Source organism: Cellvibrio chitinivorans (assembly GCF_035117775.1).
In the GTDB taxonomy this organism is placed as follows: domain Bacteria; phylum Pseudomonadota; class Gammaproteobacteria; order Pseudomonadales; family Cellvibrionaceae; genus Cellvibrio; species Cellvibrio chitinivorans.
Window position 1 is genome coordinate 44,824 of sequence record NZ_JAYKKN010000006.1, and the last position, 12,232, is coordinate 57,055.

General features: G+C 47.6%; 11 protein-coding genes. 6 read left to right on the forward strand and 5 right to left on the reverse strand.

Going from position 1 to position 12,232, the window contains the following annotated elements; all coding sequences use genetic code 11:
- Window positions 1-94: 94 nt before the first annotated feature.
- From nth to map, 4 genes are all read right to left on the reverse strand, one after another.
- A complete protein-coding gene (gene nth, locus SPL68_RS15565; RefSeq protein WP_323816091.1) occupies window positions 95-766 on the reverse strand; it encodes an endonuclease III in 672 nt (223 codons plus the stop codon).
- The gene (gene dapC, locus SPL68_RS15570) at window positions 763-1,962 is read right to left on the reverse strand and encodes a succinyldiaminopimelate transaminase (RefSeq protein WP_323816190.1); all 1,200 of its coding nucleotides are present in this window, start codon (window positions 1,960-1,962) and stop codon (window positions 763-765) included. Before dapC ends, nth begins: the two co-directional genes overlap by 4 nt.
- Before the next feature lie 17 nt (window positions 1,963-1,979).
- Window positions 1,980-4,670 carry a [protein-PII] uridylyltransferase gene (locus SPL68_RS15575; RefSeq protein ID WP_416377438.1) on the reverse strand — a complete coding sequence of 897 codons (2,691 nt, stop codon included), beginning with the start codon at window positions 4,668-4,670 and terminating at the stop codon, window positions 1,980-1,982.
- A 120-nt stretch (window positions 4,671-4,790) separates the two neighbouring features.
- On the reverse strand, window positions 4,791-5,561 hold the full coding sequence (map, locus tag SPL68_RS15580; RefSeq protein WP_323816093.1) for a type I methionyl aminopeptidase: 771 nt from the start codon (window positions 5,559-5,561) through the stop codon (window positions 4,791-4,793).
- 230 nt (window positions 5,562-5,791) lie between these two features.
- On the opposite strand from map, the gene SPL68_RS15585 reads away from it, so the two are divergent.
- Together SPL68_RS15585 and SPL68_RS15590 are read left to right on the forward strand one after the other, a co-directional pair.
- Window positions 5,792-6,403 (forward strand): superoxide dismutase, encoded by a 612-nt coding sequence (locus SPL68_RS15585; protein WP_323816094.1) that lies wholly within the window; start codon window positions 5,792-5,794, stop codon window positions 6,401-6,403.
- Window positions 6,404-6,415: 12 nt separating this feature from the next.
- The gene (locus SPL68_RS15590) at window positions 6,416-7,336 is read left to right on the forward strand and encodes a ZIP family metal transporter (protein WP_323816095.1); all 921 of its coding nucleotides are present in this window, start codon (window positions 6,416-6,418) and stop codon (window positions 7,334-7,336) included.
- Window positions 7,337-7,405: 69 nt separating this feature from the next.
- On the opposite strand, the gene uxuA is transcribed toward SPL68_RS15590, so the two are convergent.
- Complete coding sequence (uxuA, locus tag SPL68_RS15595; RefSeq protein WP_323816096.1) at window positions 7,406-8,596, reverse strand: mannonate dehydratase; 1,191 nt, start codon at window positions 8,594-8,596, stop codon at window positions 7,406-7,408.
- Window positions 8,597-8,918: 322 nt separating this feature from the next.
- On the opposite strand from uxuA, the gene rpsB reads away from it, so the two are divergent.
- The 4 genes from rpsB (at window position 8,919) to frr (ending at window position 12,147) form a co-directional block, all read left to right on the forward strand.
- On the forward strand, window positions 8,919-9,656 hold the full coding sequence (gene rpsB, locus SPL68_RS15600; RefSeq protein WP_323816097.1) for a 30S ribosomal protein S2: 738 nt from the start codon (window positions 8,919-8,921) through the stop codon (window positions 9,654-9,656).
- Window positions 9,657-9,787: 131 nt separating this feature from the next.
- Window positions 9,788-10,657: a translation elongation factor Ts gene (gene tsf, locus SPL68_RS15605; RefSeq protein ID WP_323816098.1), complete on the forward strand. Its 870-nt coding sequence runs from the start codon at window positions 9,788-9,790 to the stop codon at window positions 10,655-10,657.
- Window positions 10,658-10,858: 201 nt separating this feature from the next.
- On the forward strand, window positions 10,859-11,593 hold the full coding sequence (gene pyrH / locus SPL68_RS15610; protein WP_323816099.1) for a UMP kinase: 735 nt from the start codon (window positions 10,859-10,861) through the stop codon (window positions 11,591-11,593).
- Window positions 11,590-12,147 (forward strand): ribosome recycling factor, encoded by a 558-nt coding sequence (gene frr, locus SPL68_RS15615; protein ID WP_323816100.1) that lies wholly within the window; start codon window positions 11,590-11,592, stop codon window positions 12,145-12,147. The genes pyrH and frr overlap by 4 nt, the downstream gene beginning before the upstream one ends.
- Window positions 12,148-12,232: the final 85 nt, after the last annotated feature.

The following is a 12,232-nucleotide window of genomic DNA, read 5'->3' on the forward strand; positions in this document are numbered from 1 at the left end:
CCCTTTTTCAAAGAGGGAGACCTGATTTGACTCCGTTATTAGATTCGGAGTTGTTTTCTAGTTCCTCCCTTTGTAAAAGGGAGGTTAGGAGGGATTAAGGTTTTAATACAATTTTGGGTTTCTTGCGATTTGGGTAACAGGTTCGGCAAATCATGCATACCGTACCATCGCAACCGCGCGCCGAGCAGTATTCGCGGCCGTAATAAATAATCTGTAAATGCAGGGCATTCCAGCTGCTTTCCGGAAACAAACGTTTTAAATCCTTTTCTGTTTGCACCACATTTTTGCCATTGGTTAATCCCCAGCGCTGCGCCAAGCGATGAATATGGGTGTCCACTGCAAATGCAGGAATCCCAAATGCTTGGCTCATTACCACGCTCGCTGTTTTATGCCCGACCCCGGGTAATCGCTCTAAAGCCTCCCAGTCTGCAGGTACTTGACCGTCGTGTTCACTGACTAGCATTTGCGACAACACTGAAATCGCTTTGGATTTTTGTGGCGATAAACCGCAAGGGCGAATGACTTCCTGAATTTTATCCACCGGCACTTTTGCCATATCAAACGGATTATCAGCTAACGCAAACAATGCTGGCGTTACTGTGTTGACGCGCTCATCAGTGCACTGGGCAGAAAGCAAAACCGCAACTAATAATGTGTAAGCGTCTTTGTGGTGCAGCGGTATAGGCGGATTCGGATAAAGTTCCTGTAATTTGCTTAGGATAAAACTTACCCGCTCCGCTTTGGTTGGTGCCTTGTTTTCGCTCATAGTGACTGAACAAACGACTTGATTCGTGTCGCGGCTTCAATACATTCAGCTAATGGTGCCACCAATGCCATGCGCACGTAATCTTCACCGGGATTAATGCCATTTACTTCACGCGCTAAAAAGCTGCCTGGCAATACGGTTACTTTTTGCTGGGCAAATAATTGTTGCGCAAAGGTTTCACCTTTAATCGGCGTTTTTGGCCAGAGATAAAAACTGGCATCCGGTTTTTCAACATCCAGTACGCCATCAAGTATCGCTAAGACTGCATCAAATTTTTGGCGATAGGCTTCACGGTTATCAATGACGTGCTGCTCGTCTTGCCATGCGGTCACGCTCGCAAGTTGTGTTGGAACTGGCATGGCACAGCCGTGATAGGTGCGGTAGAGCAAAAACTTTTCAAGAATGTTGGCATCACCACCGACAAATCCTGAACGCAAGCCGGGCAAGTTGGAGCGTTTTGACAGGCTGTGAAATACCACGCAGCGAGCAAAATCATCGCGGCCTAATTCAGCGCAGACTTGCAGCAATCCAACTGGTGGATTTTGCTCATCAAAATACAATTCCGAGTAGCACTCATCCGAGGCGATAACAAAATCGTATTGATCCGCTAGTGCAATTAATTGCTTGAGTTGTGCGCTGCTCATAACTGCTCCGGTTGGATTGCCCGGTGAGCAGATAAATAACAATTGGCAGCGCTCCCACACTTCGGTGGGAACTGATGCAAAATCAGGAATGAAATTGTTGTCCGCTGTGCAATTTAAAAAATAGGGTTCTGCACCGGATAAAAGCGCCGCCCCTTCGTAAATTTGATAAAACGGGTTGGGTGATACTACGAGCGGATTGTTTTTATTGCGATCAATAATCGCCTGCGCAAATGCAAACAGTGCTTCACGTGTGCCGTTAACAGGAAGCACATGCTTATCGGCGGTAAAGGTTCCGGCGTTTAAATGAAAGCGTTTGTTTGCCCAAGCTGCTATTGCATCACGTAACTCTGGCAATCCTTTGGTTGTTGGGTAGTTGGATAATTTATTCAGATTTTTAACCAGTGTATCCAATACGAAAGCAGGTGGTTCGTGTTTGGGCTCGCCAATGGACAGCATTATGTCTTTTAAATCGGCAGGCGCAGAAACTGCCGCTTTGAGAGCGGCGAGTTTTTCAAAAGGATAGGGGTGTAACAGGGATAAATCCGGATTCATGGTGACTGCTTGACTCATTAAAGTTTATCGACGCGTTTGTCCAATTGCTCGCGTATTTCTTGCTGCAGTTTTTCGCATAACTGCGGATCGCTGAGAGGTTTTCCGTCGCTATCGACAATAAAGAAAATGTCTTCTACTCGCTCACCGAGTGTGGCAATACGAGCATTGAGTAGCTGGATATCAAAATCCATAAAGATATGACCAATACAGGCCAACAGGCCGGGGCGGTCAGGGCTGATAACTTCCAGCACGCTGCAATTGCGAATAATGTCGGTGTTGAGTGATGTGCGAGTTGGCGAAGCAAAGTATTTAAGGCGGCGCGGTGTGCGGCGCCCAATCACTTCGCGATAGTTGTCATCTACCAAACTTAATTCATCGATCAGTGCTTGCTGAATTTTTTTATGCAGTGCCACATTATTGCCCAGCTTTTCGCCGTTTTCGTTGAGTACAAAAAACGTGTCTATGGTGTAGCCGGAATTTGAACTATAAATTTTGGCGTCTTGAATGTTGAGGTTCAAGTTGCTCAGCGCAGTTGCTACTGCTGCAAATACATTTTTCTGGTTTTTGCTGTAAATAAAAATTTGTGTGGCGCCGGCCAGTTCTTTATTGGTGGTTTTTTTGATTAACACCAATGGCTTGTCATCTGTCCGCGCTGCTATGGCTTGAGTGTGCCACGCAATATCGCCAAAGTTTTCACGCAGGAAATAATCGTCACCCATATCGCCCCAGATGGCGAGAACCTGCTCTTTGCTCATGCCTTTGCGCGCAAGTTTGCGAATGGCGGCTTGTTGGGTTTCTTCGATTAAATCTTGTTTATCAACATTGTTTTCAAGCCCGCGACGAAGTGCACGACGAGTATCCAAATACAGGTTGCGCATCAAGCTGGCGCGCCAGGTATTCCACAACTCTTTATTGGTGCCGTTAATATCGGCAACGGTAAGGCAATACAAATAATCCAAATGCATTTGGTCGCCCACCGTGAGCGCAAAGTTATGAATAACTTCCGGGTCGGAAATATCTTGCTTTTGCGACACTTGCGACATTAATAAATGTTTTTCAACCAACCAGCAGATCAGGCGTGTTTCGCGTGGCGATATGCCGTGGCGCACACAAAATTCTTCTGCATCTACTGCGCCGAGTGTTGAGTGATCGCCACCGCGACCTTTACCAATATCGTGATACAAACCAGCAATATAAAGCAGCTCCAGTTTTGGCAGGCGCGTCATAATGGTTGCTGCTACCGGGAAATCATCTTTTGCTGATGGCAGCAAGAAATTGCACATGTTTTGCACCACTTTTAGGGTGTGTGCATCAACGGTATAGATATGAAATAAATCGTGCTGCATCTGGCCCGTGACCAGACCGAATTCAGGGAGATACAAACCGAGAATACCGTAGCGCGACATGCGTTTTAACTGCTCAACCAAACCTGCTGGATATTGCAGCAATTTGATAAACAGTTGGGTGTTTTTGGGATTGTTGCGGAAGTTGTCATCGATCAGGTGGCGGCTTTCGCGAATCCAGCGAATAGTGGATGCGCGTACACCTTCGATTTGCGCGTTTTGTGCCATAAGCACAAAAATTTCCAGCAATGCTGAAGGGTTTTCTTCAAACACATAGGTGTGCGTAGCTTCGATGTAATTGTCGCGCAATTGGAAGCGCTCATTAATCGACACCACATTTTTGGTTTTGCCTTTCTGTAAAATCGCTTCCGACAAAAATTGCAGCACTACATCGTTGAGTTCGCGTAGCGCAAGTGCAGTGCGATAGTACTTGTGCATGAACTGCTCAACCGCGAGACCTTCTTTGTCATCGGTATAGCCAAAAAATTTGGCGATCTCTCGTTGGTAATCAAATAACAAACGCTCTTCGGGGCGCTTGGCAATCATGTGCAGCGCATAGCGTACTCGCCACAAATATTCTTCGCCTGAATTGAGCAGCGAAAATTCTTCGTCAGTAAAAAAGCCTTTGCCTTCCAACTGTTTAATGGTACGTACACCGAAGTAGCGCTTGGTAACCCAGTTGATAGTTTGAATGTCACGCAAACCGCCCGGGGCATTTTTAATATTGGGTTCGAGGTTGTATTCGGTGTCGTTGTATTTTTTGTGGCGATCAAGTTGCTCTTGATATTTCGCGCGAAAGAATTCTTCGATTGGCCAAATATTATCGGGCGTGGATGCTTGCAGTAGTTCGTAGCGCAGTGATTGATCGCCCACCAGCGTGCGCGACTCCATAATATTGGTCGCGACGGTGATATCGGTGCTGGCAATATCAATAGTTTGCTTAACGGTACGAACGCTGCTACCGATTTCCAAGCCTATATCCCACAACAGTGTCAGAAACTTTTCGATATTGTCTTTGCAGCTTTCAAACACTTCTGGTCGATGCAAAATCAATAAATCAATATCGGAACCCGGATGCAATTCGCCACGGCCATAACCGCCTACGGCTTCGAGGCTGATACTCTCTGGCCAGTTGAATTGGTGCCATGCGTAATGAAGAACGCAATCGATAAATAATGCGCGCTCATAGACCAGCGTACGAATGTCCTCACCTTCAATGAAACGACGATTGGATTGGGTGCCTGCTGCGTTAATTGCATCCTTGAAAACGGTAATGATGGGTTGCTCGCCCAAGGCGCGGCGAAATCGACTTTGGTCAAAGAAAAACAATGGCCGTTCGAAATAGGGCACCGCATTAATAAGCATGGGTTTGCTGGATTCCTGCACTGTGGACTGCGCAGTGGTATTGGGTTCGGTTTCGTTTGTTTTGGATGCTTGAGCGGGTTTATTGAAAACCCGTTTTAAAAAATCAGGCAGGCTCATCGCTTAAAAAACTTCGCCAGTGCGAGCGGTTAAGACTTCTACGCCGTCTTTGGTTACAACCATGGTGTGTTCCCATTGCGCAGAGAGACGGCCGTCTTTGGTTTCTACGGTCCAGCCATCATTTTTTAACTTGGTTTGCGGTTTGCCAGCGTTGATCATGGGTTCAATGGTGAACACCATGCCTTCTTTTAATTCCATGCCGGTGCCGGGGCGCCCGTAATGCAGAATTTGCGGATCTTCATGGAAGCCTTTACCAATACCGTGGCCGCAGTATTCACGCACTACAGAGTAGTAGCTGCCTTCTGCGTGTTGCTGAATGACGTGACCTATATCACCCAAGCGACAACCGGGTTTTACCAACTTGATCGCTTTGTACATGCATTCTTGCGTGACTTTAACCAATCGCTCTGCATGTGGCGCTGGTGTGCCAACGAAATACATGGCGCTGGTGTCGCCGTGGAAACCTTCGTATATGACGGTGACATCAATGTTGATGATATCGCCTGATTTGAGGACTTTTTTGTCGGAAGGGATGCCGTGGCACACCACCTGATTGACCGAGGTGCAAATCGATTTTGGAAATCCGCGATAGCCAAGGCAAGCAGGAATGGCTTTCTGCACATTCACAATGTGATCGTGACAGAGCTTGTCCAGCTCCTCGGTTGTTACGCCAGGTTGGACGTGCGGACCAATCATTTCCAGCACTTCAGCGGCCATTCGGCCAGCGATGCGCATTTTTTCGATTTCTTCAGGGGTTTTGATAATTACTGACATGAATTCAGGGCATCTCAACAGGTGAATATAAAGTTGCAGCATTCTAAACGATTCATGCTTTTTTTTGACCAAAATCCGCGGCAATTATCAAATCAGGGGTAATCCATAGTCAGTTTTTATTCTTCAAATAAAAGTATTTTATATTTATTAATGATAATTAATTGCATTTATGGGTGTAAGATACTACTTTCTTTGAATGAATATGGATCGACACAGGAGCTTTGATCGCTATGACTTACACACTGCCGCCACTTGATTACGCTTATGACTCATTGGAGCCACATATTGATTCCAAGACCATGGAGATTCATCACAGCAAGCATCATCAGGCTTATATCACCAATTTGAATGCAGCTATCAAGGAGACGGAATACGAAAGCTACAGTTTGGAGCAGCTGCTTTCTGGGATTCAAAATTTGCCTGAAAAATTGCGTGATCCAGTGCGCAACCACGGCGGTGGCCATGCGAACCACAGTTTGTTTTGGAAGGTGATGTCGCCGGAAGGTGGTGGTGAGCCAAGCGGGGCTTTGGCGATTGCGATCAATAGTGAATTGGGCGGCTTGGATTCATTTAGGCAGGCATTCACTGCTGCCGCATTAACCCGTTTTGGTAGTGGCTGGGCGTGGCTTTCTGTTACACCGGAAAAGAAATTGGTAGTTGAAAGTAGTGGTAATCAAGACAGTCCGCTAATGAGCGGCAATACACCGATTCTGGGTCTGGACGTGTGGGAGCATGCGTATTATCTGCTCTATCAAAACCGTCGCCCTGAATATATTGCCGCTTTCTATAATGTGATTAATTGGTCGGAAGTTGAGCGACGCTATGCGAGCGCCTTGGCTTAATTGGTGTGGTAAATGAGCAATATGACCTCTAGTGAAAATACCGGGTTTGTGGCCGCTTTTGTGAGCTGGGTGCGCGTCTCATTTGTTCGGCGCACGCTTGGTTTGACTATCAATCTGCTTGGATTGGCAGTGCTTATCTATGCGGGCTGGAGCAAATTGATGGTTATGCCCAATGCGCCTGCAGCATTGGGTGGCGGTTTTATCGCCGCTGGCTGTACTGCCTTGGGTGCGGCACTGATACTGCTTTTTCGCAATCTCTCCACTAAGTTTCAGGATAGTCTGCTCGGGTTTGGTGCCGGCGTTATGCTGGCGGCCTGTGCGTTTTCACTCATATTGCCCGGTTTGGATGCTGCTCGCGGATTGGGTATGCAGGGCTGGCAGGCGGCTGGGACTATTGGTCTCAGTTTGTTTGTCGGCAGCATGTTGATGCTGTTTATCGATAGTCGCCTTCCTCATGAGCACTTTATTAAGGGGGTGGAGGGGCCGGCTTCCGTTATCCGTCGCACTTGGCTGTTTGTGTTTGCTATCACTCTGCACAATTTGCCCGAGGGTTGGGCGATTGGTGTGGCATACGCCAGCGGTTTGGAAGAGGGAAATGCGTTGATGACGGGTATTTCCATCCAGGATATTCCCGAGGGATTGGTTGTCGCTGCAGCTTTATTGGGAGCCGGTTATTCGCGCACTATGGCTGTGCTGATAGGTGCAGCTTCTGGTTTGGTAGAGCCTTTGGGTGCATTGCTTGGTGCTGGAATTGTCGGCCATTCGGCGATGTTATTGCCTTGGGGGCTTGGTTTTGCGGCTGGGGCAATGCTATTTGTCGTTAGTCACGAGATAATTCCCGAGTCTCATCGCAAGGGTCATGAAATCCATGCGACTACAGGCTTAACCATTGGTTTTATCTTAATGATGGTGCTTGATAACTCTTTTCATTAATTGAGTTATAAATGAATGATAAAGGGCGCTCATGCGCCCTTTATCATTTGAGGTGTTTTATGGGCTGGATCAGACTGCACGAGCGCGCAGTGTTGAAAGCGCATGAATAACGCCGCGTAATTCGGCCAGTCCTTTCATGCGTCCTGCATAGGAGTAGCCGGGGTTGATGCCGGTTTTGCCAATTTCATCGCCCATTAGATGGCCGTGGTCGGGGCGCATTGCAATCGCGGGTAGATTGCTCCCGGCTTTGGTGCGGCGTTCTTCTTCATTTAATAGTGCATCAATCAAGCCGACCATATCGTTGTCGCCATCCAGGTGATCGGATTCAAAGAAGGAGCCGTCTTCCTCGCGCTTGATATTGCGCAAGTGAACAAAATAAATGCGCTCGCCAAATTCACTTGCCATGGCAACCAGATCGTTGTCGCAGCGCGCGCCGTAGGAGCCGGCGCACAAGGTCAATCCATTGGACTGGCTGGGTACTGCATTGAGCAGGGCACGAGCATCGTCGGCGGTAGATACTACGCGCGGTAATCCAAATAGTGAAAAAGGTGGGTCGTCTGGGTGAATGGCCATGCGTACACCTGCTTCTTCGGCGACAGGAATTATTTCGCGCAAAAAGGCAAAGAGATTGGCGCGCATGCCTTCATCGCCCATTTTGATGAATAGGTCGATAGCAGCGCGTATGCCTTCGCGATCATAAGAGCCTTCTCCGCCCGGTAGTCCGGCGATGATGTTTTTTTCCAATAAAACTTTTTCTTCTGTGCTCATTGCGTCCAGGCGGGATTTGGCTTTGGCGAGCACGTCGGGGCGATAGGATTCTTCTGCGCCGGGGCGTTGCAGGATGTATGCATCGTAAGCGGCAAAATCGCTCATCTCAAAACGTAGTGCGCGAGCATTATTGGGTAGGGTGTAATTCAGGTTGGTGCGAGTCCAATCCACCACTGGCATAAAGTTGTAGCAGACATCATAAATACCAGCTGCACCGACATTACGGATAGATTCTTTATAGTTATCAATATATTGCTGATAGTTGCCGGTGCGGGTTTTGATGTCGTTGTGCAGCGGGATGCTCTCAATCACTGCCCACTCAAGTCCACTTGCTTCTATTAATTGCTTGCGCTCAAGAATGTCTTTCATGGGCCATGCTGCGCCTGTGGGGATGTGGTGCAGGGAAGTCACAATGCCTGTGGCTCCAGCTTGCGCAATATTTTCCAGGCTGACGGTATCTTTAGGGCCAAACCAGCGCCAGGTTTCTTTCATGATGGGTTTCTCGGTCGTTGTGATAAGTGATTTCACTAGTATACAAGTTGAGAGAGGGGAGGCCTAGTGCATTAGGTGGGATCTTGATGGGCAAAAATAGCTGGCCATTTAGTTTCCGGTATATTAATTCGATTATCTGTGGTATAAAGCGCGCCTCTTTTTCGGGCTTGGGCTAAATCCGGGCTGAAATAAGAGAAATCCTTAATTAACAAACGTCACACATATATCGACACGCAAAACCTGGGTGCCTAATGTTTGCACATGTAAACATGCTGGTTGGTGAGCGGGATATATGGAGGCCTAACCCAGTAGGAATACTAAAATGCCACAAGTAAGCATGCGCGACATGTTGTCAGCCGGTGTCCACTTCGGTCACCAAACCCGTTACTGGAACCCAAAGATGGGCAAATACATCTTCGGTGCACGTAACAAGATCCATATTATCAACCTTGAGCACACCGTTCCTGCATTCAACGAAGCTTTGGCTTTGGTGCAGCAAATGGCTTCTCAAAAGAAAAAAATTCTGTTTGTTGGTACCAAGCGCGCTGCGCAAAAAATCATCAAAGAGCAGGCTGAACGTGCTGGCCAGCCTTTCGTGAGCCACCGTTGGTTGGGTGGTATGTTGACCAACTACAAAACCATTCGTGCGTCTATTCGCCGTTTGTCTGACCTGACCGCTCAAAGTCAGGATGGTACTTTCACCAAGTTGACCAAAAAAGAAGCTCTGATGCGCACTCGCGATATGGAGAAGCTGGAGCGTTCAATCGGTGGTATCAAGGGTATCGCTGGTCTGCCGGATGCAATGTTTGTAATCGACGTTGATCACGAACGCATCGCTATTCAAGAAGCTAACAAGCTGGGTATTCCTGTTATCGGTATCGTTGATACGAATAGCAACCCTGAAGGTGTTGACTATGTAATTCCAGGTAACGACGACGCTATTCGTGCAATCAAGTTGTACGTTTCTGCTGTTGCTGATGCTTGTCTGGAAGGTAGCAAGTCTGCTTCTTCTGTTCCAAACAAAGATGAGTACGTAGCTGCTGAAGGCGCTGCGGAATAATCGTCGGTAGTAATCAAACGACCATAAAGCTCGGGTAACCTGTATTGCAGGCTGCTTGAGTTGTCGGAAGAGGGGGCTAGGCCCCCTTTTTTCAAACTGAATTCGAACACTTTTATTTTGAGGAATTAACCATGAGCGCTGTTACTCCTGCACTGGTAAAAGAACTGCGTGACCGTACTGGTCTGGGCATGATGGAATGTAAAAAAGCCTTGGGTGAAGCCAATGGTGATATCGAGCTGGCAATTGAAAACCTGCGTAAAGTATCTGGTTTGAAAGCAGCTAAAAAAGAAGGTCGTACTGCGGCTGATGGTGTTGTTGCGGTTAAAGTGGCGCCAGACAACAGCTATGGCGTGGTGATTGAAGTTAACTCTGAAACTGACTTTGTTGCGCGCGATGCGGGCTTCCTTGCTTTTGTAAACACTGTGTTGGATAAGGCTTTTGCTACCAAGCAAACCGACGTTGCTGCAGTAATGGCGGGTGAGTTGGAAGCGGCTCGTGAAGCTTTGGTTCAAAAAATTGGCGAAAAAATCAGTGTTCGTCGCATCAGTATTGTTGATGGTGGTGTGGTTGGTGGTTACCTGCACTTGAACAACCGCATCGCGGTATTGGTTCAATTGGAAGGTGGCAACGAAGAAACCGCTAAAGATGTCGCTATGCACGTGGCTGCAGTTAACCCTACCGTGGTTAGCTCTGATCAAATGCCGGCTGATGTGGTAGAGAAAGAAAAAGAAATTATCCGTGCTCAACCAGACATGGCTGGCAAACCAGCTGAAATCGTTGAGAAGATGATTGGCGGTCGTATCAGCAAGTTCTTGAAAGAAGCTAGCTTGGTTGATCAGCCTTTCGTTAAAAATCCAGAGCAAACTGTTGCTCAGTTCGCTAAAGCTGCTGGCGCAACTGTGAAGAGCTTTGTGCGTTTGGAAGTGGGTGAAGGTATCGAAGTTGCAGTTGTTGACTTCGCTGCTGAAGTTGCTGCACAGGTAGCTGCATCAAAAGCCTAATTCGCTTTTATTGATTGCTCTAAAACCCGCACAGGGTGACTTGTGCGGGTTTTTTATTGGTCGTCTACTGAGTGGATGGGTCTGAAAAAGAGACGGAGTGGGCGACACTCGGGTGCTTTTTTTCTGTTACACTGCACCGATTTTTTCGACCCTCGGTTGAAGGGGGGATTAGCGGCTAACTCATTGTTTTGGAGAGCATTTATGTCCAGCCCGAGAGATAAAAAGTACAAGCGTATTTTGTTGAAGCTCAGCGGTGAGGAGCTGATGGGTACTGAAGGTTTTGGGATTGATCCTAAGGTTCTCGACAAAATGGCCCTGGAAATAGGCCAGTTAGTAGGCATTGGTGTACAGGTTGGATTGGTTATCGGTGGTGGAAATTTGTTCCGCGGTGCAGCCTTGAGTGCAGCTGGATTGGATCGCGTGACTGGCGATCACATGGGGATGCTGGCGACCGTAATGAATGCGTTGGCGATGCGCGATGCCTTGGAGCGCTCCAATATTTCTTCCCGTGTTATGTCGGCCATCCCTATGAGTGGTGTGGTTGAGCACTATGATCGCCGCCGTGCGGTACGTTTCTTGAATTCTGGTGAGGTAGTTATTTTCTCTGCCGGTACGGGTAATCCTTTCTTTACTACCGACTCTGCCGCTTGTTTGCGCGGCATTGAAGTTGATGCGGACATCGTATTAAAAGCCACTAAGGTTGATGGTGTTTACACTGCCGACCCTAAAAAAGATCCGACTGCCACCAAGTATGATCGTCTGTCTTATGACGAAGTTCTGGACAAAAAACTGGGTGTTATGGACTTAACCGCTATCTGTTTGTGCCGCGAGCACGACATGCCAGTGCGTGTATTCCGCATGAATAAAACCGGTGCATTATTGAATATCGTTGTGGGTAGCAACGAGGGTACTTTGATTGAAGAGGATAAATCATGATTAATGACATCAAAAAAGACGCTGAAGCGCGCATGAAAAAAGCCGTTGAAGTGCTGGGTTTGAACTTCAATAAAATCCGTACTGGCCGCGCGCATCCAAGCTTGTTGGATGGCATTATGGTCGATTACTACGGTAACCCTACGCCTTTGGCGCAAGTGGGCAATATCAATATTGAAGATGCTCGCACCCTGTCGATCAGCCCTTGGGAGCGCAATCTGGTTCCGGCGATTGAAAAGGCGATCATGAAGTCAGATTTGGGTTTGAATCCGTCAACCAACAATGGTTTGATCCGTATTCCGCTGCCAATGCTGACTGAGGAGACCCGTAAAAACTTCATCAAGCAAGCGCGTGCTGAAGCAGAAAACGGTCGTGTTGCAGTGCGCAATGTGCGTCGCGATGTGCTTGGCGATGTTAAGGCCTTGTTGAAAGACAAAGCGATTAGTGAAGATGATGATCGTCGTGCGCAGGATGAAATTCAAAAAATTACCGATAAGTTCATCGCTGAAGTAGACAAGGCTTTAGCGGCAAAAGAAGTGGATCTGATGGCTGTTTAATCTGCATCACCTGATTGGGTTTGTCGTGAGCCGACAAGCCCAATCTCTCCACCCATGCACTATATAAGCATTCAAATTCACTATT

What these genes read in the sequence shown, in the direction of transcription:
- nth (WP_323816091.1), bottom strand. Translation starts at nt 766, where the DNA reads ATGAGCGAAAACAAGGCACCAACCAAAGCGGAGCGGGTAAGTTTTATC.
- dapC (WP_323816190.1), bottom strand. Translation starts at nt 1,962, where the DNA reads ATGAATCCGGATTTATCCCTGTTACACCCCTATCCTTTTGAAAAACTC.
- SPL68_RS15575 (WP_416377438.1), bottom strand. Translation starts at nt 4,670, where the DNA reads ATGCTTATTAATGCGGTGCCCTATTTCGAACGGCCATTGTTTTTCTTT.
- map (WP_323816093.1), bottom strand. Translation starts at nt 5,561, where the DNA reads ATGTCAGTAATTATCAAAACCCCTGAAGAAATCGAAAAAATGCGCATC.
- SPL68_RS15585 (WP_323816094.1), top strand. Translation starts at nt 5,792, where the DNA reads ATGACTTACACACTGCCGCCACTTGATTACGCTTATGACTCATTGGAG.
- SPL68_RS15590 (WP_323816095.1), top strand. Translation starts at nt 6,416, where the DNA reads ATGAGCAATATGACCTCTAGTGAAAATACCGGGTTTGTGGCCGCTTTT.
- uxuA (WP_323816096.1), bottom strand. Translation starts at nt 8,596, where the DNA reads ATGAAAGAAACCTGGCGCTGGTTTGGCCCTAAAGATACCGTCAGCCTG.
- rpsB (WP_323816097.1), top strand. Translation starts at nt 8,919, where the DNA reads ATGCCACAAGTAAGCATGCGCGACATGTTGTCAGCCGGTGTCCACTTC.
- tsf (WP_323816098.1), top strand. Translation starts at nt 9,788, where the DNA reads ATGAGCGCTGTTACTCCTGCACTGGTAAAAGAACTGCGTGACCGTACT.
- pyrH (WP_323816099.1), top strand. Translation starts at nt 10,859, where the DNA reads ATGTCCAGCCCGAGAGATAAAAAGTACAAGCGTATTTTGTTGAAGCTC.
- frr (WP_323816100.1), top strand. Translation starts at nt 11,590, where the DNA reads ATGATTAATGACATCAAAAAAGACGCTGAAGCGCGCATGAAAAAAGCC.